Annotated in this window: 27 protein-coding genes and 1 riboswitch; of the genes, 14 read left to right on the top strand and 13 right to left on the bottom strand. The window is 58.4% G+C overall.

From position 1 onward, the window contains the following. Positions 1 to 52: 52 nt before the first annotated feature. The 5 genes from CE636_RS23580 to CE636_RS28990 all read right to left on the bottom strand — a co-directional run bounded on the left by CE636_RS23580 (position 53) and on the right by CE636_RS28990 (position 4,464). Positions 53 to 1,045 carry a transketolase family protein gene (locus CE636_RS23580; protein WP_017900160.1) on the bottom strand — a complete coding sequence of 331 codons (993 nt, stop codon included), beginning with the start codon at positions 1,043 to 1,045 and terminating at the stop codon, positions 53 to 55. Further along, entirely contained in the window at positions 1,045 to 1,890 is an 846-nt protein-coding gene (locus CE636_RS23575) for a transketolase (protein ID WP_017900161.1), read from the bottom strand. Before CE636_RS23575 ends, CE636_RS23580 begins: the two co-directional genes overlap by 1 nt. A 13-nt stretch (positions 1,891 to 1,903) precedes the next feature. Next, complete coding sequence (locus CE636_RS23570; protein ID WP_017900162.1) at positions 1,904 to 2,653, bottom strand: SDR family NAD(P)-dependent oxidoreductase; 750 nt, start codon at positions 2,651 to 2,653, stop codon at positions 1,904 to 1,906. 50 nt (positions 2,654 to 2,703) lie between these two features. Beyond that, complete coding sequence (locus CE636_RS23565; protein WP_017900163.1) at positions 2,704 to 4,038, bottom strand: MFS transporter; 1,335 nt, start codon at positions 4,036 to 4,038, stop codon at positions 2,704 to 2,706. A gap of 288 nt (positions 4,039 to 4,326) precedes the next feature. Next, the gene (locus CE636_RS28990; RefSeq protein ID WP_032431308.1) at positions 4,327 to 4,464 is read right to left on the bottom strand and encodes a hypothetical protein; all 138 of its coding nucleotides are present in this window, start codon (positions 4,462 to 4,464) and stop codon (positions 4,327 to 4,329) included. Between CE636_RS28990 and CE636_RS23560 the strand changes: the two genes are divergently transcribed. The 6 genes from CE636_RS23560 (at position 4,456) to CE636_RS23535 (ending at position 11,198) form a co-directional block, all read left to right on the top strand. Then, positions 4,456 to 5,379, top strand: coding sequence for a LysR substrate-binding domain-containing protein (locus tag CE636_RS23560; RefSeq protein WP_017900164.1), 924 nt, complete (start codon positions 4,456 to 4,458; stop codon positions 5,377 to 5,379). The genes CE636_RS28990 and CE636_RS23560 overlap by 9 nt on opposite strands. Positions 5,380 to 5,436: 57 nt before the next feature. Continuing rightward, positions 5,437 to 6,111 (top strand): transcriptional regulator CecR, encoded by a 675-nt coding sequence (gene cecR / locus CE636_RS23555; RefSeq protein ID WP_085955492.1) that lies wholly within the window; start codon positions 5,437 to 5,439, stop codon positions 6,109 to 6,111. Next, the gene (gene hlyD / locus CE636_RS23550; RefSeq protein WP_017900166.1) at positions 6,111 to 7,106 is read left to right on the top strand and encodes a secretion protein HlyD; all 996 of its coding nucleotides are present in this window, start codon (positions 6,111 to 6,113) and stop codon (positions 7,104 to 7,106) included. Before cecR ends, hlyD begins: the two co-directional genes overlap by 1 nt. Next, positions 7,099 to 8,838, top strand: a complete 1,740-nt coding sequence (locus CE636_RS23545) for an ATP-binding cassette domain-containing protein (protein ID WP_004886165.1) — start codon at positions 7,099 to 7,101, stop codon at positions 8,836 to 8,838. Before hlyD ends, CE636_RS23545 begins: the two co-directional genes overlap by 8 nt. Next, the gene (locus tag CE636_RS23540; protein WP_017900167.1) at positions 8,828 to 9,961 is read left to right on the top strand and encodes an ABC transporter permease; all 1,134 of its coding nucleotides are present in this window, start codon (positions 8,828 to 8,830) and stop codon (positions 9,959 to 9,961) included. The genes CE636_RS23545 and CE636_RS23540 overlap by 11 nt, the downstream gene beginning before the upstream one ends. A gap of 130 nt (positions 9,962 to 10,091) precedes the next feature. Beyond that, positions 10,092 to 11,198 carry an ABC transporter permease gene (locus tag CE636_RS23535; protein ID WP_004886162.1) on the top strand — a complete coding sequence of 369 codons (1,107 nt, stop codon included), beginning with the start codon at positions 10,092 to 10,094 and terminating at the stop codon, positions 11,196 to 11,198. Here CE636_RS23535 and CE636_RS23530 read toward each other — a convergent pair. Continuing rightward, positions 11,160 to 11,570 (bottom strand): YbhQ family protein, encoded by a 411-nt coding sequence (locus CE636_RS23530; RefSeq protein WP_012542390.1) that lies wholly within the window; start codon positions 11,568 to 11,570, stop codon positions 11,160 to 11,162. The genes CE636_RS23535 and CE636_RS23530 overlap by 39 nt on opposite strands. 131 nt (positions 11,571 to 11,701) lie before the next feature. On the opposite strand from CE636_RS23530, the gene CE636_RS23525 reads away from it, so the two are divergent. Genes CE636_RS23525 through CE636_RS23515 form a run of 3 tightly spaced genes read left to right on the top strand, consistent with a single transcriptional unit; the run spans position 11,702 to position 14,666 of the window. Beyond that, the gene (locus CE636_RS23525; protein ID WP_017900168.1) at positions 11,702 to 12,463 is read left to right on the top strand and encodes an endonuclease/exonuclease/phosphatase family protein; all 762 of its coding nucleotides are present in this window, start codon (positions 11,702 to 11,704) and stop codon (positions 12,461 to 12,463) included. Beyond that, the gene (gene clsB / locus CE636_RS23520) at positions 12,460 to 13,704 is read left to right on the top strand and encodes a cardiolipin synthase ClsB (protein ID WP_004886156.1); all 1,245 of its coding nucleotides are present in this window, start codon (positions 12,460 to 12,462) and stop codon (positions 13,702 to 13,704) included. The genes CE636_RS23525 and clsB overlap by 4 nt, the downstream gene beginning before the upstream one ends. Further along, positions 13,701 to 14,666, top strand: a complete 966-nt coding sequence (locus CE636_RS23515) for a lysylphosphatidylglycerol synthase transmembrane domain-containing protein (protein ID WP_017900169.1) — start codon at positions 13,701 to 13,703, stop codon at positions 14,664 to 14,666. Before clsB ends, CE636_RS23515 begins: the two co-directional genes overlap by 4 nt. 298 nt (positions 14,667 to 14,964) lie before the next feature. On the opposite strand, the gene CE636_RS23510 is transcribed toward CE636_RS23515, so the two are convergent. The 6 genes from CE636_RS23510 to moaA form a co-directional block, all read right to left on the bottom strand. Further along, positions 14,965 to 15,669, bottom strand: a complete 705-nt coding sequence (locus CE636_RS23510) for a Bax inhibitor-1 family protein (protein ID WP_017900170.1) — start codon at positions 15,667 to 15,669, stop codon at positions 14,965 to 14,967. A gap of 45 nt (positions 15,670 to 15,714) precedes the next feature. Beyond that, entirely contained in the window at positions 15,715 to 16,167 is a 453-nt protein-coding gene (gene moaE, locus CE636_RS23505; protein WP_004886150.1) for a molybdopterin synthase catalytic subunit MoaE, read from the bottom strand. 1 nt (position 16,168) lies between these two features. Beyond that, the gene (moaD, locus tag CE636_RS23500; protein ID WP_017900171.1) at positions 16,169 to 16,417 is read right to left on the bottom strand and encodes a molybdopterin synthase sulfur carrier subunit; all 249 of its coding nucleotides are present in this window, start codon (positions 16,415 to 16,417) and stop codon (positions 16,169 to 16,171) included. Next, on the bottom strand, positions 16,410 to 16,898 hold the full coding sequence (gene moaC / locus CE636_RS23495) for a cyclic pyranopterin monophosphate synthase MoaC (RefSeq protein WP_004886142.1): 489 nt from the start codon (positions 16,896 to 16,898) through the stop codon (positions 16,410 to 16,412). Before moaC ends, moaD begins: the two co-directional genes overlap by 8 nt. Before the next feature lie 3 nt (positions 16,899 to 16,901). Further along, positions 16,902 to 17,414 carry a molybdenum cofactor biosynthesis protein B gene (gene moaB / locus CE636_RS23490; protein ID WP_017900172.1) on the bottom strand — a complete coding sequence of 171 codons (513 nt, stop codon included), beginning with the start codon at positions 17,412 to 17,414 and terminating at the stop codon, positions 16,902 to 16,904. A gap of 23 nt (positions 17,415 to 17,437) precedes the next feature. Beyond that, positions 17,438 to 18,427 carry a GTP 3',8-cyclase MoaA gene (moaA, locus tag CE636_RS23485; protein WP_017900173.1) on the bottom strand — a complete coding sequence of 330 codons (990 nt, stop codon included), beginning with the start codon at positions 18,425 to 18,427 and terminating at the stop codon, positions 17,438 to 17,440. Beyond that, positions 18,415 to 18,553, bottom strand: a riboswitch (molybdenum cofactor riboswitch). (Overlaps the previous gene by 13 nt.) Before the next feature lie 208 nt (positions 18,554 to 18,761). Between moaA and yvcK the strand changes: the two genes are divergently transcribed. The 4 genes from yvcK to pmrB all read left to right on the top strand — a co-directional run bounded on the left by yvcK (position 18,762) and on the right by pmrB (position 23,183). Next, positions 18,762 to 19,667 carry a uridine diphosphate-N-acetylglucosamine-binding protein YvcK gene (gene yvcK, locus CE636_RS23475; protein WP_017900174.1) on the top strand — a complete coding sequence of 302 codons (906 nt, stop codon included), beginning with the start codon at positions 18,762 to 18,764 and terminating at the stop codon, positions 19,665 to 19,667. Between the two features lie 103 nt (positions 19,668 to 19,770). Beyond that, a complete protein-coding gene (gene eptA, locus CE636_RS23470; RefSeq protein ID WP_004886132.1) occupies positions 19,771 to 21,411 on the top strand; it encodes a phosphoethanolamine transferase EptA in 1,641 nt (546 codons plus the stop codon). Beyond that, complete coding sequence (gene pmrA / locus CE636_RS23465; protein ID WP_004886130.1) at positions 21,411 to 22,082, top strand: two-component system response regulator PmrA; 672 nt, start codon at positions 21,411 to 21,413, stop codon at positions 22,080 to 22,082. Before eptA ends, pmrA begins: the two co-directional genes overlap by 1 nt. A gap of 3 nt (positions 22,083 to 22,085) precedes the next feature. Beyond that, the gene (gene pmrB / locus CE636_RS23460; RefSeq protein WP_004886129.1) at positions 22,086 to 23,183 is read left to right on the top strand and encodes a two-component system sensor histidine kinase PmrB; all 1,098 of its coding nucleotides are present in this window, start codon (positions 22,086 to 22,088) and stop codon (positions 23,181 to 23,183) included. Positions 23,184 to 23,435: 252 nt separating this feature from the next. On the opposite strand, the gene uvrB is transcribed toward pmrB, so the two are convergent. Beyond that, positions 23,436 to 25,457 (bottom strand): excinuclease ABC subunit UvrB, encoded by a 2,022-nt coding sequence (gene uvrB / locus CE636_RS23450; protein ID WP_004886127.1) that lies wholly within the window; start codon positions 25,455 to 25,457, stop codon positions 23,436 to 23,438. 410 nt (positions 25,458 to 25,867) lie between these two features. Between uvrB and CE636_RS23440 the strand changes: the two genes are divergently transcribed. Beyond that, a complete protein-coding gene (locus CE636_RS23440; RefSeq protein WP_004886124.1) occupies positions 25,868 to 26,080 on the top strand; it encodes a hypothetical protein in 213 nt (70 codons plus the stop codon). Positions 26,081 to 26,146 lie beyond the last annotated feature (66 nt).

Here is a 26,146-nt window from a genome sequence, read left to right as displayed (position 1 = left end):
GGAAGAAGGCCGCTGAGAGCGCTCAGCGGCCAGGCGCGTCGCCGCAGCGCGGTTAACGCAGACGATACTTAATCTTTTCGACGATCTTCGCGGTGGAGATGCCGTAGCGATCGTGGAGGGTCGGCAGCGCGCCGGCCAACAGAAACGCGTCAGGCAGACCAACGGTATCCATCTCGCAGCGAACCCCCTTGCGCATCAGCAGGGCGGCCACAGCCTCCCCTAACCCGCCGACAGCGGTGTGGTTTTCGGCGGTGACCACCAGCCGACCCGGCTTCGACGCCTGTTCAATAATCGCTTTTTCATCCAGCGGTTTGATGGTCGGCACGTGCAGGACCGCCACGCTGATATTATCGGCCCGCAGCTTTTCAACCGCCTCCAGGGCGCGCATGGTCATCAGCCCGGAGGAGATAATCAGCACGTCGTTGCCGTCCTCCAGCAGCTTCGCTTTGCCCAGTTCGAACTGATAGTCGTATTTATCCAGCACCAGCGGCACCTTCCCGCGCAGCAGACGCATATACACCGGCCCCTGGTGATCGGCAATGGCCGGTACCGCCTGCTCAATCTCCAGCGCATCGCAGGGATCGACGATGACCATGCCGGGGATACCGCGCATGATCGCCAGATCTTCGGTGGCCTGATGGCTGGGGCCATAGCCGGTCGTCAGGCCCGGCAGCGCCGCGCAGATCTTGACGTTCAGATGTTCTTCAGCGATCACCTGATGAATAAAATCATAGGCGCGACGGGTCGCAAAGGCGGCATAGGTGGTGGCGAAGGGAATAAATCCCTCCTTCGCCATGCCTCCCGCCGCCGCCATCAGCAGCTGCTCCGCCATTCCCATCTGGAAAAAACGATCCGGGAAGGCCTGGGCGAAAATATGCAGGTCAGTATATTTTGACAGGTCCGCGGTCATACCGACGATTTCAGGGCGCTGCGCCGCCAGTTTCGACAGCGCGACGCCAAAGGGCGCAGAGACGGTCGCCTGGCCTTCATCGGCAATCGAAGCAATCATCGCCGACGTTTTTAAACGGGGTTTACTCTGGCTCATTACAGCACTCCTTCCGGTTTGTTAGCGTCCAGCACCGCAATCGCTTTTTGCCATTCGTCGGCATCGACGCGAATAAAATGGTTCTTATCGCGGGTTTCGAGGAACGGCACCCCTTTGCCCATCAGCGTGTCGCATAAAATGACCCGCGGCTGGTTGCCGGAATAACTTTTCGCGTTGTCAAAGGCGGCCATCACCGCCGGCAGATCGTTACCGTCTACGCGCTGTACGTACCAGCCGAAGGCGGCCCATTTATCCTGCAGCGGCTCAAAGCCGAGGATCTTGCGTGAATCGCCGTCGGCCTGCTGTTTGTTGACGTCGACAAGGTTAATCAGATTGGTCAGGCCATAGTGAGCCGCCGACATCGCCGCTTCCCAGGTCGAACCTTCGTCCAGCTCCCCATCGGACATCGAGTTGTAGACCCAGGCTGTGCTCTGTTTCTGCCGCAGCCCGAGCGCCATGCCGACGGCGATAGACAGCCCCTGCCCCAGCGAGCCGCCGGACATCTCCATCCCCGGCGTGTAGGTCGCCATGCCGGACATCGGCAGGCGGCTGTCGTCGGAGCCGTAGGTTTCCAGTTCCGCTTCCGGAATAATGCCCGCCTCCAACAGCGCGGCATAATAAGCGATAGCGTAATGGCCATGAGAAAGCAGGAACCGATCGCGCCCCTCCCACTCAGGATCTTCCGGGCGATAGGTCATGGCGTGGCTGAAGGCGGTAGCCAGCACATCGGCATACCCCAGCGCCTGGCCAATATAGCCCTGCCCCTGCACTTCCCCCATTTGCAGGGCGTAGCGGCGGATACGCCACGCCGCCGCAGCGACTTTTTGTGATTCGGTGATCTTCATCTCTGTGCCTCGCTTAGTGAATTAACATGCCGCCGTTAACATCCAGGGTGATACCGGTGGAGTAGGAAGAGAGGTCGCTGCCGAGGAACAGCGCGGCGCGGGCGATGTCCACCGCGTCGCCGAGGCGGTTCATCGGAATGCCGGCAAGAATATTGGCCGTCATCTCGTCCGTCAGCTTGCCGGCGGTGATGTCGGTCTGAATCAGCCCTGGGGTAATGCAGTTAACGCGGACGTTATCCGGGCCAAGTTCGCGCGCCATCGCTCGCGCCAGGCCGAGCACGCCGGCTTTTGCCGCGCTATAGTGCGGACCGCCGAAGATACCGCCGCCGCGCTGGGCGGAAACGGACGAGATGCAGACGATGCTGCCGGATTTTTGCGCCCGCATCGTGGGGATCACCGCCTGCGACATCAGCAGCGTGCCGCGCAGGCTGACATCGAGCACCGCGTCATAGTTGGCGCGCTTGATGTCCATCAGCTTCAGCGGCTGGGTGATCCCGGCGTTATTGACCAGCACATCGACCCGGCCGTATTTCGCCAAAATCTGTTCGATGGCCGCCTGCACCTGCACTTCGTCGGCGACGTTCGCCGCCAGGCCGAGATGGCCTTCGCCCAGTGCCGCCGCGGCGGTTTTACTGGCTTCGCCATTGAGGTCGATAATGACCACTTTCGCGCCGTTTTCGGCGAATAATTTCGCAGTCGCAAAACCCAAACCGCGTGCGGAGGCCGCGCCAGTAATAATGGCGACTTTATCTTTTAATAACATAGTTTTACTCCATGACATTACGTCATATTAATTAACAGGATCTATTTTCGTTATTGTGGCTCATCGAGGAAAAGAATCACCACCAAACCCAATGCGGCGCAGATACCAAAATAGGTAAATACAGAATTAAAGCTCCCCGTCTTATCCAGTAAGAAACCGGCCACCATCGGCGCTACAAATCCGCCGAGGTTACCGCCGCTATTTATAATAGAAGAGGCAATGGGATAAGTTTTCGTATCCGAAACCGCCATACCGTAGGCGGTAAAAGCCGGCCAGCCGATATTCAAACAGAAACCGACAAAGAATAAACCAATACAGACCGCCAGGGTGCTTGCCGGTATATTTAGCATAATTAACATCATGACTACGGTTGATACCGCTGTGAATATCATGGTTGGTTTACGCCGGCGGCCTAATAATTTATCCGAAATCCATCCGCCGCCAATCGCGCCAATAAAGCCGCCAATGCACGGCATACTGGCCACGAAGCCCATACTCATCACATCGAAACCGCGCTCTTTCACTAAATACAGCGGAATCCAGGTTAATAACCCATATAACACGCTGACCATCATAAAATAGGCCAGGCAGTCTCCGAGAATATTTTTTGAGGTAAATAAGCCCTTCGCCGTATTCACAGGCGCCATTTTTTTCACCCGAATAATTTTATCCAGCCAGGTGAAGCGATCGGCGATTAATATATTTTCGCGTACACCGTCGTTATGATGGCTGTCGCGCCCGGCGTTGATCTCTGCCAGTTCGCTTTGAGATACAAATCCGCTCTCCGCGGGCTTTGACTTGACCAACAGGTACCACGCTATCGCCGCCACGATCCCGGGAATGGCAAAGGAGAAAAAGACCCACCGCCAGCCCCAGGTCACCGCAATCCACACCGCCAGCGGCGGCACGATAATCGGCGCAAACATGGTCGCCGCGATGTAAACGCCGGTTGCTGTGGCTTTCTCTTTCGGCGGAAACCAGTTATTTATCGTCGACGCCAGCCCCACCGGGCAGGGACCTTCGCTCAGCCCCAAGCCCAGCCGCACCAGCTTCAGGCCAAACACGGAGCTCACCGTGCCCATCAGCCAGGTAAAGGCGGAGAAGCCGAAAATGGATAGTGAAACCAGCCCCCGGGTGCCGCGTCTGGCGATGAAAAAGCCGGCCGGGATCTGGCTGACCGCATAGCCGAGGAAAAACATACTGGCAATCGCTCCGGCCTCAAAATTATTGATATGAAATTCATCAATGATGAAAGGCAGTACCGCGCCGATATTCGTTCTGTCGGCGTAATTGATGGCATACACCAGGAAAATCATCGTCAAAACCACAAAACGATATTTTGTTTTCCTGGCGTCAGTACAGACCAGCGTATCTATACGTGACATAGGGTTTCCTCATCTTATACCTCATCCACTTCGCCGTAGGTTGCCGTCTGGGTCGCCGCGTTTCACGCGCCCCGGCGCAACAAGAGAGACATGTCTTTTTGCACAGCGAAACAGGTGGTTAGGTGTTTTATTATTGCGATCCAAGCGCATCGCAGTTTGTGATCAGGCCTGTGAGGGGAATATAACAACCCAAAAATGAAACGGTATTCAAAAAAGCTCAATTATGATTGAGAAAAATTGAGTTAGTGACTCCCCGCAAATTTTTAGCGTTTACTGAGAGGCGTGCTTTTAACGAGATAAATTGTTAAGCCCATCACAAATTAAAATGGTTTTTTCGCTTTTCCCTGGGCTGTTCATCACGGCTGCGCCACGCTGTTCGCCATTTTCTTTTATTCGCGCCCCGCGCAGGATGCCGCCATGAGTCAACCACTGCCCAATAAAAATCTGCCGATGCCCTCTTTACGCAATATCCAGGCTTTTATTGAAGTCGCCGCGACCGGCAGCCTCAACCTGGCGGCAGAGAATCTCAACATTACCGCCTCGGCGGTCAGCCATCAGATAGCCAGTCTGGAGCACTTGCTGGGAAAAAAACTGTTCTCCCGCAGCAGCAAAGGCGTGATGTTAACCGCGGTGGGAGAAAAATATCTCAAAGAGGTCTCCGGAGCGCTGAATATGATTGGCCAGGCCACCAGCCAGGTGATCAACGATATTCATCAGGATTATTTACGCATTCACTCGGCGCCGAGCTTCGGCCTGCTGTGGCTAATGCCGCGGCTGGATAAATTCCGTCAGGCCTGGCCGGAGCTGAAAATCAGCCTCACCTGCTCTTACGAAAGCATTCAGTTTTCCCGGGATAATATTGATATCGATATTCGCCACGGGCTGTCGCAGTGGCCGACGCTGCTGGTCAGAACCATTAAAAATGAGTGCGTCCTGCCCTACAGCGCCGCCTCTTATTTAACCCGCCATGCGGTTCGCGCCCCGGAAGATCTGCTGGCCTGCGATCTGATCCATTCCGACAGCACCTTAATTAACTGGAGCAACTGGCTGTCGTGGCACAAGGTCCGCGGCTGGCACAAAAACTTTATCTTTAATTTCGACCGGTCGTACATGAGCATCGAGGCGGCCCGGATGGGGATGGGGGTGATCCTGGAAAGCAATCTGCTGGCCGGCGGCCATGTGCGCCAGGGGCAGCTGACGCCGGTGTTTGCCGACAAGCGGAGCATGCCGGTCGGCGCGCACCACTTCGTCCTTCCCCACGCTAATGAACAGAAGGAGAAGGTCCAGCGCTTCTTCGCCTGGGTCGCCGGGGAGCTAGAGGAAGACGGCTTTCATATTTAGCCCTGGCGGGTGGACAAAGCGCCAGTCGACGCCTAAAGTTAATCAATCGATTGATTAATTTTTAAGAGCGCGATGACCAGTAAAGGCGAACAGGCAAAAAGTCAGCTTATCGCGGCCGCTATCGCCCAGTTTGGCGAGTACGGCCAGCACGCCACCACCCGCGACATCGCCGCCCAGGCCGGGCAGAATATCGCCGCTATCACCTACTATTTTGGCTCGAAAGACGACCTGTATCTCGCCTGCGGCCAGTGGATCGCCGATTTTATCGGTGACAATTTTCGCCCGCACGCCGAAGCGGCGGAGGCCCTGCTCGCCGGAGAGTCGCCGGATCGCCAGGCGATCCGCGCCCTTATCCTCAGCGCCTGCCATAACATGATCCTGCTGCTGACCCAGGAGGATACGGTCAACTTGAGCAAATTTATTTCCCGGGAACAGTTGGCGCCCACCGCCGCGTACCATCTGATCCACCAGCAGGTGATCGCCCCCCTGCACCACTATCTCACCCGGCTAATCGCCGCCTGGACCGGCCGCGATGCCGGTGATACGCAAATGATCCTTCATACCCACGCCCTGCTGGGCGAGGTGCTCGCTTTCCGTCTCGGGCGTGAAACTATCCTGCTGCGCACCGGCTGGACGCAGTTTGACGCGCAAAAAACCGCACAGATTTTTGAGGTCATTACCTGTCATATCGATTTCATCCTGCATGGGTTATCGCAAAGGAGTTTGGGCTGATGAAAAAACCCGTCGTCGTCATTCTGCTGATCGTGATTCTTCTCGCCGCGCTGGGCGGCGGCTGGTGGTGGTACCAGAGCAGCCGGCAGCAGCCGCTGACCCTGTATGGCAATGTCGATATCCGCACCGTCAATATGAGCTTCCGCGTCGGCGGCAGGCTGGCCTCGCTGACCGTCGACGAAGGCGACAGCATCCGCGCCGGGCAAACCCTCGGCGCGCTTGACCGAGCTCCCTATGAAAACGCCCTGCTGCAGGCGCAGGCCAACGTCTCCACCGCCCAGGCGCAGTATGACCTGATGATGGCCGGCTACCGCTCGGAAGAGATTGCCCAGGCCGCGGCGGCGGTAAATCAGGCGCAGGCCGCTTACGACTACGCGCAAAACTTTTATCAGCGCCAGCTGGGTTTACGCGCCAGCAGCGCCATTTCCGCCAACGATCTGGAGAACGCCCGCTCCTCGCGCGACCAAGCGCAGGCAACGCTGAAGTCAGCGCAGGATAAACTGCGTCAATACCGCGCCGGCAACCGTCCGCAGGAGATAGCCCAGGCCAAAGCCAGCCTCGAACAGGCGCAGGCGGCGCTGGCGCAGGCCAAACTGGACCTGCACGATACGGTGCTGACCGCCCCTTCCGACGGCACGCTGATGACCCGCGCCGTCGAGCCCGGCACCATGCTCAACGCCGGCAGCACGGTGCTGACGCTGTCATTAACTCATCCGGTATGGGTCCGGGCCTACGTTGATGAGAAAAACCTCGGCCAGGCGCAGCCGGGACAAGAGGTGCTGCTCTATACCGACAGCCGGCCGGATAAGCCCTATCACGGCAAAATCGGCTTTGTCTCGCCAAGCGCTGAGTTCACGCCGAAGACCGTTGAAACGCCGGATCTGCGTACCGACCTCGTTTATCGTCTGCGTATTGTGGTGACCGATGCCGACGGCGCCCTGCGCCAGGGGATGCCGGTGACCGTCTCCTTTAACCACGGGAACGGACATGAGTGAGGCCGTCATCGCCTTAAACGGCCTGAGCCGCCGTTTCTCCGGGATGGACAGGCCAGCGGTGGCGCCGCTGACCTGTACGATCCGCGCCGGCTACGTCACCGGGCTGGTAGGCCCCGACGGCGCAGGGAAAACCACCCTGATGCGGATGCTCGCCGGGTTGCTCAAGCCTGATGAGGGCAGCGCCAGGGTGATCGGCTTTGATCCGCTAAAAGACGACAGCGCTCTGCACGCGGTGCTCGGCTATATGCCGCAGAAGTTCGGCCTGTATGAAGATCTGACGGTGATGGAAAACCTGACCCTGTACGCCGACCTGCGCAGCGTCACCGGCGAGGCACGGAAGAAAATTTTCGACCGCCTGCTGGATTTTACCGCCCTTGGCCCGTTCACCGAACGGCTGGCGGGCAAGCTCTCCGGCGGTATGAAGCAAAAACTGGGGCTCGCCTGTACCCTTGTGGGTGACCCGAAGGTGCTGCTGCTGGATGAACCCGGCGTCGGCGTCGACCCGATCTCCCGCCGCGAGCTATGGCAGATGGTGCACGAGCTGGCCGGCGACGGCATGTTGATCCTGTGGAGCACCTCTTATCTCGATGAAGCCGAGCAGTGTCGCGATGTGCTGCTGATGAACGAAGGCAAATTGCTTTATCAAGGAGAGCCGACGGCCCTGACGCAAACCATGGCCGGGCGCAGCTTTCTGGTCTCCAGCCCGCAGGAGAACAACCGCCGCCTGCTGCAGCGGGCGCTGAAGCTGCCGCAGGTTAGCGACGGCGTGATTCAGGGCAAATCGGTGCGTCTGATCCTGAAAAAGGAGGCCCGCATCGATGAGGTTCAGGAACATGACGATATGCCGCCGCTGCAGGTGGCCGACACCGCGCCGCGCTTTGAAGACGCCTTTATCGACCTGCTTGGCGGCGCCGGCACCGCCGAATCGCCGCTGGGGGCGATTATCCATCGCGTTGACGGCAGTAAAGACGAAACGGTGATTGAGGCGCAGTCGCTGACGAAAAAATTTGGCGATTTCGCCGCCACCGACCACGTCGATTTCCAGGTCAAGCGCGGCGAGATCTTCGGCCTGCTCGGCCCCAACGGCGCCGGTAAATCCACCACCTTCAAAATGATGTGCGGCCTGCTGGTGCCCACCTCCGGCAAAGCGCTGGTGCTGGGGATGGATCTTAAGGTCAGCTCCGGCAAGGCGCGTCAGCATCTGGGCTATATGGCGCAAAAATTTTCGCTGTACGGCAACCTCAGCGTCGAGCAGAACCTGCGCTTTTTCTCCGGCGTCTACGGCCTGCGCGGTCGGGCGCAAAATGACAAAATCGCCCGCATGAGCGATGCCTTCGGTCTGAACAGCATTGCCCGCCACGCCGCCGACGAGCTGCCGCTCGGCTATAAGCAGCGGCTGGCGTTGGCCTGCTCGCTGATGCATGAGCCAGACATTCTGTTTCTCGACGAACCCACCTCCGGGGTCGATCCCCTCACTCGTCGCGAATTCTGGTTGCATATCAACAGCATGGTGGATAAAGGGGTGACGGTGATGGTCACCACTCACTTTATGGATGAGGCGGAGTATTGCGACCGCATTGGGCTGGTCTATCACGGCAAGCTTATCGCCAGCGGCACCCCGGACGCGCTGAAGGCCCAGGCGGCGGATGACAACCAGACGGACCCGACCATGGAGCAGGCGTTTATTACCCTGATTAACCGTTGGGATAAGGAGAATGGCCATGAGCAGTAACCTTCTCTCCTGGCGACGGGTCCGCGCCCTGTGCATGAAAGAGACCCGGCAGATCGTCCGCGATCCCAGCAGCTGGCTGATTGCGGTGGTGATCCCGCTATTGCTGCTGTTTATCTTCGGCTACGGCATTAACCTCGACTCCAGCAAGCTGCGGGTGGGGGTTCTGCTGGAGCAGCAGAGCGAAGAGGCGCTGGATTTCGTCCATACCATGACCGGCTCACCCTACATCGACGCCACCGTCAGCGATAATCGCCAGCAGTTAATTCAGCTGATGCAGGCCGGTCGCATCCGCGCCATGGTGGTCATTCCGGTGGACTTCGACCGCCAGATGGCCCGCCCCGGCGCCAGCGCGCCGCTCCAGCTCATCACCGACGGCAGCGAGCCCAATACCGCTAACTTCGCCCAGGGCTACGTGGAGGGGATCTGGCAGATCTGGCAGCAGCAGCGGGCGGAAGATCGCGGCGAGACCTTTGAACCGCTGATCGACGTGCAGATGCGCTACTGGTTTAACCCGGCGGCTATCAGCCAGCACTTTATTATCCCCGGGGCGATCACCATTATCATGACCGTAGTCGGCGCGATACTGACCTCGCTGGTGGTGGCGCGGGAATGGGAGCGCGGCACCATGGAGGCGCTACTGTCGACGGAGATCACCCGCGCCGAACTGCTGCTGTGCAAGCTCATTCCCTACTACTTCCTCGGCATGCTGGCGATGCTGCTGTGTATGCTGGTGTCAGTATTTATTCTCGGCGTGCCCTATCGCGGTTCGCTGCCGATCCTGTTTGTCATCACCAGTCTGTTTTTGCTCAGCACCCTGGGGATGGGGCTGCTTATCTCAACCATTACCCGCAACCAGTTTAACGCCGCGCAGGTGGCGCTGAACGCCGCGTTTTTACCGTCGATTATGCTGTCCGGGTTTATTTTCCAGATAGATAGTATGCCGGCGGTGATCCGCGCCGTGACCTACGTGATCCCGGCGCGCTATTTCGTCAACACCCTGCAAAGCCTGTTTCTGGCGGGCAATATTCCGGTGGTACTGCTGGTGAATGTGCTGTTTTTGATTGCTTCGGCGGTGATGTTTATCGGTCTGACATGGTTGAAAACCAAGCGGCGTCTGGATTAGGTTTTGCCCGGTGGCGCTGTGCTGACCGGGCCTACGGTTTAACCAACATCGATTATACGGTTCGCCGATCCTCCCAGGCCGGGCAAACGCAGTGCCGCCCGGCGTTGTTGAATGGGCCAAAGGAGCTATTATGTTTCACCGTTTATGGACATTGATTCGCAAAGAGCTGCAGTCGCTGCTGCGCGAACCACAGACGCGGGCAATTTTAATCATGCCGGTGCTGATTCAGGTGCTGCTGTTTCCCTTTGCCGCGACGCTGGAGGTGACCAACGCCACCATCGCCATCTACAACGAAGACAGCGGTCGCCACGCGGTGGAACTCACTCAGCGCTTCGCCCGCGCCAAAGCCTTTACCCACGTTCTGCTGCTGAAAAGCCCGCAGGCGATCCAGCCGACCATCGATGAACAAAAAGCCCTGCTGGTGGTGCGCTTCCCGGCGGATTTCTCTCGCAACCTCGACAACTATCAAACCGCCCCGCTGCAGCTCCTGCTCGACGGGCGCAACTCCAACAGCGCGCAAATCGCCGCCAACTATCTGCAACAGGTCGTGAAAAATTATCAGCAGGAACTGCTGGAGGACAAAGCGAAGCCGAACAACAGCGAACTGGTGGTGCGCAACTGGTATAACCCGAATCTCGACTACAAATGGTTCGTGGTGCCGTCGCTCATCGCCATGATCACCACCATCGGAGTGATGATCGTCACCTCGCTGTCGGTGGCCCGCGAGCGCGAGCAGGGCACCCTCGATCAGCTGCTGGTCTCGCCCCTCGCCACCTGGCAAATCTTTGTCGGTAAAGCGGTACCGGCGCTGATCGTCGCCACCCTGCAGGCGACTATCGTGCTGGCGATTGGTATCTGGGCCTATCAGATCCCTTTTGCCGGCTCGCTGCTGCTGTTCTATTTCACCATGGTGATTTACGGTCTGTCGCTGGTGGGATTTGGCTTATTGATCTCATCGCTATGTTCAACGCAACAGCAGGCGTTTATTGGCGTGTTCGTCTTTATGATGCCGGCGATTCTTCTCTCCGGCTATGTTTCACCGGTGGAAAACATGCCGCAGTGGCTGCAGGATCTGACGTGGATAAACCCGATCCGCCACTTTACCGATATCACCAAGCAAATTTATTTGAAGGATGCGAGTCTGGAGATTGTGTGGGGAAGTTTGTGGCCGCTACTGGTCATAGCGGCCACCACCGGCTCAGCGGCGTATGCGATGTTCCGAAGAAAGATTGCGTAATTTTTTATCTTTCGCCAGCAGCGAGACCACCGCCGGGCCTGCCAGTATCACCAGCCCGGCGAGGGCCAGCAGCAGGTTGTTGTGCAGCACGCGCGACAGCAACCACAGCGCTATCATGGCGGCGCCGAAGTACCAGGTGGTGGTGAGCTCCTCAAGGAAGTCTCCCACATCGCGCCAGCGCGCCTCATGGTGACGCTGCAGAAACAGCATCGCCAGCAGCGTGACGCTGTAGAGGACGCACAGCCCTAATCCGACGCGCACCAGCGCGCCGCTCATCCATCCCATCACCAGCACTGCCACGACCAGTAGATGCAACATAATCTGCCAGCAACTAAGACCTGTTGCGACGCGTACACGTTGTTGCCACTTCATGGCTTCTCTCCTGAAGGATTTTTCTCTGCTACTCAGAGTACCGCACTTTACGGAAAATTCCGTATCACCGCATCTTTTTGTGACGTCTACTACACTATTTTATTCAGGAAAGTGACATTTACTGGAGAATTATGGCTGAGCCAACGTCGGGATTTTCGTTGAACGTGCTGACAATTAACACCCATAAAGGCTTTACGGCGTTTAATCGGCGTTTTATTTTGCCCGAGCTGCGCGAAGCCGTTCGCAGCGTCAGCGCTGACATAGTTTGCCTGCAGGAAGTGATGGGCGCTCACGAAGTTCACCCGCTGCATATCGAAAACTGGCCAGATAAGACCCATTACGAATTTCTTGCCGACACTATGTGGAGCGACTACGCCTATGGGCGCAACGCGGTCTATCCGGAAGGTCACCACGGGAATGCCGTGCTGTCGCGCTTCCCGATTGAATACTATGAAAATCGCGATATCTCGGTCGGCAACGGGGAGAAACGCGGCCTGCTGTACTGCCGCATCGTACCGCCGCAGAGCGGCGTTACGATTCACGTCATTTGCGTCCATCTCGGACTGCGTGCCGACCAGCGGCAGGCGCAGCTGGCGATGCTGGCGGAGTGGGTCAATACCCTGCCCGCCGGCGAGCCGGTGGTGGTGGCCGGAGATTTTAACGACTGGCGTCAGCAGGCTAACCAGCCGTTAAAGGTCCAGGCAGGGCTGGAAGAGATCTTTACCCGCGCCCGCGGACGGCCGGCGCGCACCTTTCCGGTCAGTTTTCCGCTGCTGCGCCTCGATCGCATTTACGTCAAGAACGCCCACGCCAGCCGCCCGAAGGCGCTGGCCCTCAAACAGTGGCGGCATCTGTCCGATCATGCACCCCTTAGCGTGGAGATTCATTTGTGAAATGTCGTTGGCAGGAAGGCAACCGCATTACGCTACTGGAGAACGGCGACCAGTATTACCCGGCGCTGTTTGCGGCCATCGGTCGCGCCAGCCGGCGGGTGATCCTCGAATCCTTTATCTGGTTTGAAGATGAGGTCGGCTGGCGGCTGCACGCGGTTCTGCTGAAGGCAGCCCGCCGCGGCATCCAGGTGGAAGTGCTGCTTGACGGCTACGGCTCGCCGGATCTTAGCGATGAGTTTGTCGGTGAACTGACCGCCGCGGGGGTGATTTTCCGCTATTACGACCCGCGCCCTAAGCTGATGGGAATGCGTACCAACCTGTTCCGTCGCATGCACCGTAAAATCGTGGTGATCGACGACACCACCGCCTTTGTCGGCGGCATCAACTACTCCGCCGAACATATGAGCGACTATGGCCCGGAGGCCAAACAGGATTACACGGTGCAGGTCGAAGGGCCGGTGGTGCTCGATATTCTGCAGTTCGAACTGGAGAATCTGCCCAACAGCGAAACCGCCCGCCGCTGGTGGCGCCGTCGTCGCCATCAGCCGGAGATCAACCAGACCCCCGGCGAGGCGCAGGCGCTGTTCGTCTGGCGCGATAACCAGGATCACCGCGACGATATCGAACGCCACTACCTGAAGATGCTGACCAGCGCCCGCCGGGAGGTGATAATCGCGAACGCCTATTTTTTCCCCGGCTACCGTCTGTTGCATGCGATGCGCAATGCCGCGCGGCGCGGGGTGCGGGTGAAGCTGATCGTCCAGGGCGAACCGGATATTCCGATTGTGAAGTTCGGCGCCCACCTGCTCTACCACTACCTCGTCAAAGGCGGCGTGCAGATCTACGAATATCGCCGCCGTCCGCTGCATGGCAAAGTCGCCCTCGCGGACGACCACTGGGCCACCGTCGGGTCGAGCAACCTCGATCCGCTCAGCCTGTCGTTGAATCTGGAAGCCAATCTGATCATCCACGACCGGGTGTTTAACCAGACGCTGCGCGATAATCTTAACGGGCTTATCGCCCGGGATTGTCAGCGGATCGATAAAACGATGCTGCCGAAACGCAACTGGTGGCGGCTGGGGGTGAGCGTGATGGCCTTCCACTTTCTGCGCCACTTTCCGGCGTGGGTCGGCTGGCTGCCGGCCCATACTCCGCGGCTGGCCAGGGTCAGCCCGCCGGTGCAGCCGGAGATTGAAACTCAGGATCGCGTCGAGTCACCTACCAGGGATAATCCACTATGAGCAAATCGCACCCTCGCTGGCGGATGGCAAAAAGAGTGCTGACCGTACTCTTTTTTATCGCCGTGATCGTCCTGCTGGTGATTTACGCGCAGAAGGTCGACTGGCAGGAAGTATGGAAGGTGATCCGCGGCTATGATCGGCTGGCCTTGTTCAGCGCCATTGCGCTGGTCATCGTCAGCTATCTGATCTACGGCTGCTACGATCTGCTTGGCCGGGCCTATTGTGGGCATAAGCTGGCGAAACGCCAGGTGATGCTGGTGTCGTTTATCTGCTATGCCTTCAACCTGACCCTCAGCACCTGGGTCGGCGGCATCGGCATGCGCTACCGGTTGTACTCGCGGCTGGGGCTCAACGGCGGCACCATCACCCGTATTTTTTCATTAAGCATCACCACCAACTGGCTGGGCTATATCCTGCTCGGTGGGGTGATATTTACAGCGGATCTGGTGAAGCTGCCGCCGCACTGGTACATCAGTCAGACCACTCTGCGCATTATCGGCGGAGTGATGCTGTTTCTCACGCTGTGCTATCTGTTTGGCTGCGCCTTCGCCAAACGCCGTCATCTGACGATCAAAGGTCAGCGGCTGGTGCTGCCCTCCTGGCGATTCGCGCTGCTGCAGATGGGGGTCTCGGCGGCGAACTGGATGGCGATGGGGGCGATCATCTGGCTGCTGTTGGGCAGCGAGATTAACTATTTCCTTGTATTGGGGGTACTGCTGGTGAGCAGTATCGCCGGGGTGATTATCCACATTCCGGCCGGGATTGGCGTGCTGGAGGCGGTGTTCATCGCCATGCTCTCCGGGGAAGAGATTTCGAAGGGAGCGATCATCGCCGCTCTCCTCGCCTGGCGCGCGCTCTATTATTTCCTGCCGCTGCTGCTAGCGACGGTGGCCTATTTGCTGCTGGAGAGTCGGGCGAAAAAGTTGCGGCAAAAGAACCAGCGCAAGCTGGCCCGCGAATGAAATCGCCCGGCGGCGCTGCGCTTGCGCGGACCTACTGGGTCTGAGCCTGTGAAAGGATCCTGTAGGCCGGGTAAGGCGCAGCCGCCACCCGGCAATATCACGGGTACCGTGCCTGACGTCTCGCCCGGCGGCGCTGCGCTTGCGCGGACCAACGGGGTCTGAGCCTGCGAGAGGAGCCTGTAGGCCGGGTAAGGCGCAGCCGCCACCCGGCAATACCACGGGTACCGCGCCTGACGTCTCGCCCGGCGGCGCTGCGCTTGCCGGGCGGTAGGGGATGCAACCTTTTGATATAAAGAGGTTAGCGGCGGTTGCCCATAATACGCAACAGCATCAGGAACAGGTTGATGAAATCCAGATACAGCGTTAAGGCGCCGAGGATCGAGTATTTACGCAGATTGGCACTGTCGCGGGTATCAATCTGCTCGCCGATGTTTTTCAGCTTCTGGGTGTCGTAGGCGGTCAGGCCGACAAACAGCACCACCCCGATGTAGGTCACGGCCCACATCAGCGCCTCGCTCTTCAGCCACAGGTTAACCAGCGACGCCAACACGATGCCAATCAGCCCCATAAACAGCATGCTGCCGAAGCCGCTCAGATCGCGCTTGGTGGTGTAGCCGTACAGACTCATCGCCCCGAACATCCCGCCGGTGACCACAAAGGTGCTGGCAATGGAGGAGTAGGTGTAGGCGATAAAAATGCTCGACAGCGTCAATCCGGTGAGCGCCGAATAGAGCATAAACAGGGTGGTCGCCATCCCGGCGCTCAGCCGCTGCACCATCCCCGACAGCACAAACACCAGCGCCAGCTGGGCGATGATCAGCCCGAAAAAGGTGATTTTGCTCGAAAAGACGAACATCATCACCGCCGGAGTATTCGCCGCAAACCACGCGATAAACGCCGTCAGCAGCAGGCCGACCGTCATCCAGCCGTACACCTGCGCCATATAAGTCTGCAGGCCGCTGCGGCCCTGCACTATTGAATCGGAACGCGGATATCTGTCCATGACTCTCTCCTGATTAACAAAGTTTCACTCTGTAAGCGTATCACACTACCAGCGCTCTGCCGCCTGACGATCGCTGTCGCGGGCATCGACCCAGCGCTCGCCCTCCGGTGTCGCCTCGCGTTTCCAGAACGGCGCGCGGGTTTTCAGGTAGTCCATCATAAACTCGCCGGCGGCGAAGGCGCTGCCGCGGTGGGCGCTGGTGACGCCGACAAACACAATCTCTTCCCCCGGCCACATTTCGCCGATGCGATGGATAATGGTCACCCGGCCCAGCGGCCAGCGCTCGCGCGCCTGGTCGACAATCTCCGCCAGCGATTTCTCGGTCATCCCCGGATAGTGCTCGAGAGTCAGCGCTTTCACGCTGTCGCCGAGGTTGTGATTACGCACTTTGCCGGTGAAGGTAACCACCGCGCCGTCTTCGTCGCGTTCGGCCAGCCAGAGATACTCCTCGCCAACGCTAAAGCGCGCCGGGCTAACGACGATACGAGTTTGCGTCATGTCAGCCTCCGGTGACCGGTGGGAAGAACGCCACTTCATCCCCGCTGGCGACAGAATGGTCAAAGGCGGTCAGCGTCTGGTTAACCGCCGCCAGCAGCTTGCCCTCCTCCAGGGCCAGCGCCCAGCGATCGCCGCGAGCGGCAAGCTGCTGACGCACAGCCTCAACGGTGGCCAGCTCGCTGGCGTCGAGAGTCAGCGAATCAGTCCCCACCAGCTCGCGCACCTGGGCAAAAAACAGAACCTTAATCATGGCGTTCGTCCACCTTAAAATCGCCGGACTTGCCGCCGCTTTTCGCCAGCAGGCGCACCGGGCCTATCACCATATCCTTCTGCACCGCCTTGCACATATCGTAAATGGTCAGCGCGGCAACCGAGGCGGCGGTAAGGGCTTCCATCTCGACGCCGGTTTTGCCGGTCAGGCGGCAGAGCGATTCGATGCGCACCCGGTTATGTTCCGGCTGCGCCTGCAAATTGACTTCCACTTTGCTGAGCATCAGCGGATGGCACAGCGGGATCAGCTCCCAGGTGCGCTTGGCCGCCTGGATCCCGGCGATCCTCGCCGTGGCGAAAACGTCGCCTTTATGATGGCTGCCGTCGATAATCATCGCCAGGGTTGTCGCCTGCATCTCGACATAAGCCTCGGCGCGCGCTTCGCGTACCGTTTCCGCTTTGCCGGAGACATCCACCATATGGGCTTCGCCCGCGGCGTTAATATGGGTCAGTTGTGACATACATTATTTCTTCAGGTGAGGAATAAAATTACAAGGACGGGTGCGGGCATCCAGCTGCGGGGCAATGATGTTGTCCCACGCCGTGCGGCAGGCTTTCGTCGAGCCCGGCATAGCGAAGATCAGCGTGTGGTTAGCGACGCCGGCCACGGCCCGGGACTGCAGCGTCGAGGTGCCGATCTCTTCGAACGACAGCATGCGGAACACTTCGCCAAAACCTTCCACCTCACGGTCAAACAGCGGCAGCAGCGCTTCCGGCGCCTGGTCCCCTTCGGTGAACCCGGTCCCGCCGGTGATCAGCACCACCTGTACCTCATCGCTGGCGATCCACACCGATACCTGGGCGCGGATGGCGTAGCGGTTCTCTTTGACTATCGCCTTATCGACGACATGGTGCCCCGCCTCCTGCGCCGCCTCACGCAGCAAGTGGCCGGAAGTGTCGTCCGCTTCGCCGCGACGACTGGAAACGGTAAGAATAGCAATACGGGTCGGAATAAACTCAGCGCTAGCCTGGCTCATCTGAATGCTCCTTTCGAAAACGATTATCCGCCAATATAGGACAGGTTCTGCGTAATACCGGTGTTGCCCTGATGCAGGAAATGGGTCTGCTTTTTATGGGTTAAGGCTTCGGCGATCCGCGCTTCCAGCGCGGCCTGCTGCCGATCATCGGCCATCAGGTCGCGCAGGTCGACGCCGCCTTCGCCAAACAGGCACAGGTGCAATTTGCCGACGGAGGAGACGCGCAGACGGTTGCAGGTGGCGCAGAAGTCTTTTTCGTACGGCATGATGAGGCCGATCTCGCCGGCGTAGTCCGGATGACAAAAGACCTGCGCCGGACCATCGCTGCGCTGGCGGATCTGGTGGATCCAGCCGCGACGCAGCAGCTCGTCGCGCAACACCATGCCGGAGAGATGGTGACGGCGGAACAGGTCGCTGCCCTCGCCGGTTTCCATCAGCTCAATAAAACGCAGCTGAATACGACGCGGCTGGATCCAGGCGAGGAAGGTATCAAGCTGGTGATGATTAACATCGCGCATCAGTACGGTATTCACCTTCACCTTGTCAAAGCCCGCGGCGAAGGCGGCGTCAATCCCGTCCATCACCTGGTGGAATTTATCCTGGCCGGTGATGGCATGGAACTGGCGGGCGTCGAGGCTATCGACGCTGACGTTGATCGCCGTCAGCCCGGCATCGCGCCAGCGTTCGACATCGCGCGCCAGGCGATAACCGTTAGTGGTGACGGCAATCTGACGGATCGCCGGGTTTTCACGCACGGCGGCGATGATCTCGGTGAAGTCACGGCGCAGGGAGGGTTCCCCACCGGTGAGGCGAACTTTTTCAGTGCCCAGCGCGGAGAAAGCGCGCGTGACCCGGCGCACTTCGTCTACGCTAAGAAAGCCGTTGTTATTGACGGCGCCGGGCTTGTAGCCATCCGGCAGGCAGTAGGTGCAACGGAAATTGCACACATCGGTAATCGACAGACGTAGGTAATAAAACTTACGCGCGAATGCATCGGTAAGCTGTGAGGCCATATACACCTTTCCAAATACGGGAGACGCGGTCATTTCTTCCCACGCCCTGGCGACAACCGGCGGCGTCGCGGCCAAACCGCCATATCTTTTGACACAGGCGAAGAGGCTAGAGTGTTAACAGGTTATGCCGATAGTAGCGCGTTCCAGACGGTTTCGCCATTTGCGATTTCGCTATATATTCTTGTATATATCGCTACCTTCGTGCATTTTCGCTACAGAATAGCCATAAATCATCTTTTTGCCTTGATATCGGTCAGTTTGTCGGGCTCCTCCCATCGTCTTTTAGGGGTAGATCGGGTAGTGTGTGGCCGTTTATGTGAAATAAGGAATTTCTATGCGCAATCGTACATTCGCTGACCTGGATCGGGTGGTGGCGCTCGGCGGCGGGCATGGTCTGGGTCGGGTAATGTCCTCCCTCTCCTCGCTGGGCTCACGGCTGACTGGCATTGTGACCACCACCGACAACGGGGGATCCACCGGGCGGATCCGCCGCTCGGAAGGCGGCATTGCCTGGGGCGATATGCGCAACTGCATCAATCAGTTAATCGCCGAGCCGAGCGTGGCGTCGGCGATGTTTGAGTACCGTTTTAGCGGCAATGGCGAGCTTTCCGGCCATAACCTGGGAAATCTGATGTTAAAGGCGCTGGATCACCTCAGCGTGCGGCCGTTGGAAGCGATCAATTTGATCAGAAACCTGCTCAAAGTGGACGCTTTTCTTATTCCGATGTCGGAACAACCGGTGGATTTGATGGCGCTCGATCATGAAGGCCATGAAGTTTACGGTGAAGTCAATATCGATCAGCTCGAAAGCGTGCCGCAGGAGCTGATGCTCACCCCGCCGGTACCGGCCACCCGTGAGGCGGTGGAGGCCATCGCCGAAGCCGATCTGATCCTTATCGGCCCGGGCAGTTTCTATACCAGCCTGCTGCCAATCCTGCTGCTTGACGAGATGGCCCAGGCGCTGCGTCGCACTCCGGCGCCGATGGTGTTTATCGATAACCTCGGCAAAGAGCACAGCCCGGCCGCGAGGCTGTCGCTGGCGGAGCGCATCGCGATTATGGAGCGCTATGTGGGCAAGCGGGTGGTGGATGCGGTCATCGCCGGCCCAAAAGCCGATATCAGCGGCATCGACAACCGGCTGGTAATTCAGACGCCGCTGGAAGCCAGCGACGTTCCCTATCGCCATGACCGGGCGCTGCTGCGAGGGGCGCTGGAGAAAGCGCTCCAGCTGCCGGGCTGATCCTGCGCGCCGGAGGATCGGCTTTCGGCGCACCTTAAAATCTTAAGGTTGTCTTAAAACAGAGCTGGCATTATACCCATATCTCTTTCTGTAGGTAGGTGTTATGTCTTTATTGCCTCTGCGTCGGCCCGTTCTCAGCCGCACAACGTATCTGATTCTCTTTGCTTGCTATATCGGTATCTTTCTCAACCTGGCTTTTTATCGCCAGGTTTTCCCGCTACTGCCGGTAAATAGCCTGCATAACTGGCTGGTATTCCTCAGTATGCCAATCGTGGCCATTTGCGTGATGAATATCCTCACCACCCTCGCCTCGTTCCTGAAGCTGGACCGGCTGGTGATTAGCCTTTTTATTCTACTCAGCGCTTCGGCTCAGTACTTTATCTGGTCCTTCGGCGTGGTGATTGACCGTTCGATGATCGCCAATATCTTCGATACCACCCCGGCGGAAAGCTTCGCTCTGTTGTCGACGAAAATGGTCATCGTGCTTGGAGTTTCCGGCCTGTTGATGGTTCTGGTGGCCTGGTGGATTAAAGTTCGTAAACCTGCCTCTTTCTGGCGCGGCGCGGCGATGCGTCTGCTCAATATCGCCGTTTCGGCACTACTGATAATTCTGGTGGCCGCGCTGTTCTACAAAGATTACGCCTCGGTGTTCCGTAACAACAAAGAGCTGGTGAAATCCCTGAGCCCCTCCAACAGCATTGTGGCGCTGAACTCCTGGTATGCGCACCATCGCATGGACAACCTGCCGCTGGTGAAGATTGGCGAAGATGCCACGCAGAAACCGGTGATGCATAACGGTCCCCGTAAGAACCTGACGATTGTGGTGCTCGGCGAGACTTCGCGAGCGGATAACTTCTCACTGGGCGGCTACGATCGGGAGACTAACCCGCGCCTGCAACAGGACAACGTGGTGTACTTCCCGAAAACCACCTCCTGCGGCACAGCAACTGCGGTTTCCGTGCCCTGCATGTTCTCCAATATGCCGCGCGCGCGCTATGACGAAGAGCTGGCCCATCACCAGGAAGGCGTCCTGGATATTCTGCAGCGCGCCGGCATCCAGGTGCTGTGGAACGACAACGATGGCGGCTGCAAGGGGGCCTGCGATCGGGTACCGCATCAGAACGTGACCGATCTGAAGCTAACCGGACAGTGCATCGACGGCGAGTGCTACGACGACGTGCTGTTCCATAATCTCGACAGCTATATCGATAACCTGCAACAGGATGGCATTATCGTACTGCATACCATCGGCAGCCACGGCCCAACCTATTACAATCGCTATCCGGCTGAATTCAAAAAATTCACCCCAACCTGCGATACCAATGAAATCCAAAGTTGTACGCAACAACAGTTGACCAATACCTACGATAACACCATTCTGTATGTCGACTATGTCGTTGATAAAGCGATAAAACTACTGCAATCTAAACAGGACAAATTCACCACTAGCCTGGTTTATTTGTCCGACCACGGCGAATCGCTGGGCGAAAATGGCGTCTATTTGCATGGTCTGCCGTACTCCATTGCGCCGGATACGCAAAAGCACGTGCCCATGCTGCTGTGGCTGTCGCCGGATTACCAGCAACGTTACGGTGTTTCCAGCCAGTGTTTGCAACAACAGGCTAAGACGAAGGATTATTCACAAGATAATCTGTTCTCCACCCTGCTCGGCCTGCTCGGCGTCAGCACCCACGAGTACCAGGCGGCAGATGATATTTTAACGCCATGTAGAGAGGCTGGTTGATGAAAATCTTAGTCATTGAAGACGATGCGCTGCTGTTGCAGGGGTTGATACTGGCGATGCAAAGTGAAGGATACGTGTGCGACGGCGTCTCCACGGCGCACGAAGCAGCGCTGTCGCTGGCCAGCAATCACTACAGCCTGATCGTACTCGACCTCGGCCTGCCGGACGAAGACGGCCTACATTTTCTCGCCCGTATGCGGCGGGAGAAAATGACCCAGCCGGTGCTGATCCTCACCGCCCGCGATACCCTTGAGGATCGCATTAGCGGTCTCGACACCGGCGCGGATGACTATCTTGTGAAACCCTTTGCCCTGGAAGAGCTAAACGCGCGCATTCGCGCCCTGCTCCGTCGGCATAATAATCAGGGCGATAACGAAATCAGCGTCGGCGATCTGCGCCTCAACGTCACCCGCCGCCAGGTGTGGCTCGGTGAGACGGCGCTGGATCTGACGCCGAAGGAGTATGCCCTGCTGTCGCGGCTGATGATGAAAGCCGGCAGCCCGGTACATCGCGAGATCCTCTACAACGATATCTACAGCTGGGACAATGAGCCAGCGACCAATACCCTGGAAGTGCATATCCATAACCTGCGCGATAAGATTGGCAAATCGCGGATCCGCACCGTCAGGGGCTTCGGCTATATGCTGGCTAACCACATCGATACGGAATAGACCATGGCTCTGTTTGCAACCGAAAACTGGACCATGCGTCACCGGCTGCTGTTGACCATCGGCGCCATTCTGGTGGTCTGCCAGCTGATCAGCGTCTTCTGGCTATGGCATGAGAGCAAAGAGCAGATCCAGCTGCTGGTGGCCAGCGCCATCGAAGGGCACAACAACCAAAAGCATGTGGAGCATGAGGTTCGGGAAGCGGTCGCCAGCCTGCTGGTGCCGAGCCTGCTGATCGTAGGTCTGGCGCTGTATATCAGCATGCTGGCGGTACGCAAAATCACCCGCCCGCTGTCACGTCTGCAAAGCGAGCTGGAGAGTCGTACCCCGGACAACCTCACCCCCATCGTGCTCAGCGAATCGGTGCCCGAGGTGACGGCGGTGACCACCGCCCTGAATCAGCTGGTTTCCCGCCTCAATCTGACTCTCGATCGCGAACGGCTGTTTACCGCCGACGTGGCGCACGAGCTGCGCACCCCGCTGGCCGGGCTGCGGCTGCACCTTGAGCTGCTGGCGAAAGTGCACGGCATGGGCGTCGACCCGCTGATCCAGCGGCTCGACCAGATGACCACCAGCATTTCGCAGCTGCTGCAGCTGGCGCGCGTCGGTCAGTCCTTTTCCGCCGGCAGCTATCAGCAGGTGCTGCTGCTGGATGACGTGGTCAAACCGCTGCAGGATGAGCTGGAGACCATGCTGGCCGAGCGCCAACAACGGCTGCTGCTGACGGATGTCGAAAGCGAGGCCGTCGTCTCTGGCGACGCGACGCTCATCCGCGTCATTCTGCGCAATCTGGTGGAGAATGCCCATCGCTACAGCCCGCAAGGGTCGACGATCCGCGTGTCGGTGAAAGCGGGTCTGATGCCGGTGATGGCAGTGGAAGATGAAGGACCGGGGATTGATGAGGCGAAAAGCGGCGAACTCAGTAAGGCCTTCGTGCGCATGGACAGTCGCTACGGCGGTATAGGGCTAGGACTGAGCATCGTCACGCGCATCGCTCAGCTGCATGACGCCCAGTTCTTTTTACATAACCGCCAGCCGGGGCCAGGGGTCCGCGCGTGGGTGTTATTCCCGCGGCGCGGGGGTCAGAACGTCAGCACCCACTGATGGAAGAAGGCAACAATAATGACCAGGGCGGTGGCGACCGCCAGATATTCACGGAAGTTGATTTTTTGCATGGGCGCTATCCTCATCAGGTTGAGGATAGTGTCGCCTGGCGAGATTAAGCAAACATTAAGAAGGCCGCTTTGCGGCCTTTTTTCTTCACCGCGAATGGTTATCTGGCTGCGGAACAGGGCGATAAGGGCCACGCCTTGTCTGCTTCCCGCACGTCCACCTCCCGGCAGTACACGCCGGGACTCAGGAGGCGGCGATAAACAGTTCGCGCAGCTGATGCAGCTGGTCGCGAATTTGCGCCGCCTCTTCGAACTCGAGGTTTTGCGCGTGCTGCATCATCTGCCCTTCCAGCTCGTGGATTTTCTGCTGCAGCGCTTTTGGCGTCATATCCACGCCGCTGAGCCCGGCAGGCTCGACGGCCTTCGCTTTACCGCGCCCTTTGGCTTTGGTTTTCGCCAGGCTCTGGCCCAGCTGCAGGATATCCACCACTTTCTTGTTGAGCCCCTGCGGCACAATGCCGTGCTCTTCGTTATAGCGCTGCTGTTTCTCCCGTCGACGCTCTGTCTCGCCGATGGCTTTCGCCATCGAGGGGGTGATCTTATCGCCGTACAGGATAGCCTTGCCGTTGACGTTGCGCGCCGCGCGGCCGATGGTCTGGATCAGCGAGCGTTCGGAGCGCAGGAAGCCCTCTTTGTCCGCATCCAGGATCGCCACCAGCGACACCTCCGGCATATCCAGCCCCTCACGCAGCAGGTTGATCCCCACCAGCACGTCAAACTCGCCAAGACGCAGGTCGCGGATAATCTCCATACGTTCGACGGTGTCGATATCCGAGTGCAGATAGCGCACCCGCTCGCCGTGCTCCTCAAGGTACTCGGTTAAGTCTTCCGCCATCCGCTTGGTGAGGGTGGTGACCAGCACGCGCTCGTTGATGGCCGTGCGCAGGCGGATCTCCGACAGCAGATCGTCGACCTGGGTCGCCACCGGCCGCACTTCGATGATCGGATCCAGCAGACCGGTCGGCCGCACCACCTGATCCACCACCTCGCCGCCGGATTTATCCAGCTCGTAGGCGCCGGGGGTGGCCGACACGTAGATGGTTTGCGGCGCTAGCGCTTCGAATTCTTCAAACTTCATCGGCCGGTTATCCAGCGCCGACGGCAGGCGGAAGCCGTACTCCACCAGCGTCTCTTTGCGCGCCCGGTCGCCGCGGTACATACCGCCGATCTGCGGCACCGTGACGTGAGATTCGTCAATCACCAGCAGGCCGTCTGCCGGCAGGTAGTCGAACAGGGTGGGCGGCGGCTCGCCGGGGCCGCGCCCGGAGAGGAAGCGCGAGTAGTTTTCAATGCCCGAGCAGTAGCCCAGCTCGTTCATCATTTCGAGGTCGAACTGGGTGCGCTGGGTTAAGCGCTGCTCTTCCAGCAGCTTGTTGTTGGCCAGCAGCACCTTGCGCCGCTCCGCCAGTTCCAGCTTAATCTCTTCCATCGCCTGGACAATGCGCTCCCGCGGCGTCACGTAGTGGGTCTTGGGATAAATGGTGTAGCGCGGCACCGTCGATTCCACATGGCCGGTGAGCGGGTCGAACAGCGACAGGCGCTCAACTTCTTCGTCAAACAGCTCAATGCGCAGGGCGATATCGTCCGATTCCGCCGGGAAGACGTCGATCACCTCGCCGCGCACCCGGAAGGTGCCGCGCTGGAAGGCCTGATCGTTGCGGGTATACTGCAGTTCCGCCAGGCGGCGCAGGATCGCCCGCTGGTCAATCAGCATCCCCACCGTCAGATGCAACATCATTTTCAGATACAGGTCCGGGTCGCCGAGGCCGTAAATAGCCGAGACCGAGGCCACCACCACCACATCGCGCCGCTCAAGCAGCGCTTTGGTGGCCGACAGGCGCATCTGCTCGATATGTTCGTTTACCGAGGCATCTTTCTCAATGAAGGTATCTGAGCTGGGGACATAGGCTTCCGGCTGATAGTAATCGTAGTAGGAGACGAAATACTCGACGGCATTCTCCGGGAAAAACTCTTTCATCTCGCCGTAGAGCTGGGCCGCCAGAGTTTTGTTTGGCGCCAGCACCATCGTCGGCCGCTGCAGATCGGCAATCACGTTGGCGATGGTAAAGGTCTTACCGGAGCCGGTGACCCCCAGCAGCGTTTGATGCGCGAGCCCATCCTCCAGCCCCTCTTCCAGGCGGCGGATGGCTTCCGGTTGGTCTCCGGAGGGGCGAAAGGCGGAATGCAGAACAAACGATTTACTCATCAATCAGAACCTGAAAAAGATTTAGCGGCCGGTGTTTAATTCTACCCCCCGGGCCGTTTTTTGCCAATAAATTATACTGGATATTTAAACAGTGCGTGCTTATGATAGCGCCACAATATGGTCTTTTTTGCCGGTAAGCAGGGTATAAAACGCGCGCCGGGCGGAATAATCCTCCGGCCGTCAGGGTTATCCCCAGAAATTTTTACCTTTTAACATTTGTCAAGCGGACGGGTGAAAGTTTTATGGCAGCAGATGACGCTTTTCTTACACCCATTGATTTTATCTAACAAGCTGATATTTAATGCTTTTAAAGAAAAGACGCCTTTCGCGCCAATTCAGCCGCAAGCCGCGTACGCTCTAGCTTACCGCAGGTTTTCTAACTCTAATACACAAGGTTATCCACAGGAATAGTGGATAACTGTCTGCAGCCCAAGACCGCCGCCGCCCGGCGCAAATCGTCTGGCGGCCTTAATCACGTGGCGAAAAATTTTTATCGAACTATTTTTGATAACTATCCGCTTAAAGCCGCTCGATTTTTGCTGCTTTTTGCACCACCCTTTAGCGTCGGGCACCGGAAAAGTGCACCCCAGGCGCTGGCTGTGCCTGATGGTATCGGCATTTAGCGTTTTTTTCCGAGCGTTCTTTTTCCTGGCAAGAGTTTTGCAGCATCTTTCTGTCGCCCTGACGCC

The sequence above is a fragment of the Klebsiella sp. LY genome (genome assembly GCF_004010915.1).
In the GTDB taxonomy this organism is placed as follows: Bacteria; Pseudomonadota; Gammaproteobacteria; order Enterobacterales; family Enterobacteriaceae; genus Klebsiella; species Klebsiella quasipneumoniae.
Note: the sequence above shows the minus strand (reverse complement) of the source record. Positions and strands in the feature narration are given on the sequence as shown.

Coding starts and splice junctions, on each gene's coding strand:
- CE636_RS23580 (WP_017900160.1), bottom strand. CDS start 1,045: ATGAGCCAGAGTAAACCCCGTTTAAAAACGTCGGCGATGATTGCTTCG.
- CE636_RS23575 (WP_017900161.1), bottom strand. CDS start 1,890: ATGAAGATCACCGAATCACAAAAAGTCGCTGCGGCGGCGTGGCGTATC.
- CE636_RS23570 (WP_017900162.1), bottom strand. CDS start 2,653: ATGTTATTAAAAGATAAAGTCGCCATTATTACTGGCGCGGCCTCCGCA.
- CE636_RS23565 (WP_017900163.1), bottom strand. CDS start 4,038: ATGTCACGTATAGATACGCTGGTCTGTACTGACGCCAGGAAAACAAAA.
- CE636_RS23560 (WP_017900164.1), top strand. CDS start 4,456: ATGAGTCAACCACTGCCCAATAAAAATCTGCCGATGCCCTCTTTACGC.
- hlyD (WP_017900166.1), top strand. CDS start 6,111: ATGAAAAAACCCGTCGTCGTCATTCTGCTGATCGTGATTCTTCTCGCC.
- CE636_RS23545 (WP_004886165.1), top strand. CDS start 7,099: ATGAGTGAGGCCGTCATCGCCTTAAACGGCCTGAGCCGCCGTTTCTCC.
- CE636_RS23540 (WP_017900167.1), top strand. CDS start 8,828: ATGAGCAGTAACCTTCTCTCCTGGCGACGGGTCCGCGCCCTGTGCATG.
- CE636_RS23535 (WP_004886162.1), top strand. CDS start 10,092: ATGTTTCACCGTTTATGGACATTGATTCGCAAAGAGCTGCAGTCGCTG.
- CE636_RS23530 (WP_012542390.1), bottom strand. CDS start 11,570: ATGAAGTGGCAACAACGTGTACGCGTCGCAACAGGTCTTAGTTGCTGG.
- CE636_RS23525 (WP_017900168.1), top strand. CDS start 11,702: ATGGCTGAGCCAACGTCGGGATTTTCGTTGAACGTGCTGACAATTAAC.
- CE636_RS23515 (WP_017900169.1), top strand. CDS start 13,701: ATGAGCAAATCGCACCCTCGCTGGCGGATGGCAAAAAGAGTGCTGACC.
- CE636_RS23510 (WP_017900170.1), bottom strand. CDS start 15,669: ATGGACAGATATCCGCGTTCCGATTCAATAGTGCAGGGCCGCAGCGGC.
- moaE (WP_004886150.1), bottom strand. CDS start 16,167: ATGACGCAAACTCGTATCGTCGTTAGCCCGGCGCGCTTTAGCGTTGGC.
- moaD (WP_017900171.1), bottom strand. CDS start 16,417: ATGATTAAGGTTCTGTTTTTTGCCCAGGTGCGCGAGCTGGTGGGGACT.
- moaC (WP_004886142.1), bottom strand. CDS start 16,898: ATGTCACAACTGACCCATATTAACGCCGCGGGCGAAGCCCATATGGTG.
- moaB (WP_017900172.1), bottom strand. CDS start 17,414: ATGAGCCAGGCTAGCGCTGAGTTTATTCCGACCCGTATTGCTATTCTT.
- moaA (WP_017900173.1), bottom strand. CDS start 18,427: ATGGCCTCACAGCTTACCGATGCATTCGCGCGTAAGTTTTATTACCTA.
- yvcK (WP_017900174.1), top strand. CDS start 18,762: ATGCGCAATCGTACATTCGCTGACCTGGATCGGGTGGTGGCGCTCGGC.
- eptA (WP_004886132.1), top strand. CDS start 19,771: ATGTCTTTATTGCCTCTGCGTCGGCCCGTTCTCAGCCGCACAACGTAT.
- pmrA (WP_004886130.1), top strand. CDS start 21,411: ATGAAAATCTTAGTCATTGAAGACGATGCGCTGCTGTTGCAGGGGTTG.
- pmrB (WP_004886129.1), top strand. CDS start 22,086: ATGGCTCTGTTTGCAACCGAAAACTGGACCATGCGTCACCGGCTGCTG.
- uvrB (WP_004886127.1), bottom strand. CDS start 25,457: ATGAGTAAATCGTTTGTTCTGCATTCCGCCTTTCGCCCCTCCGGAGAC.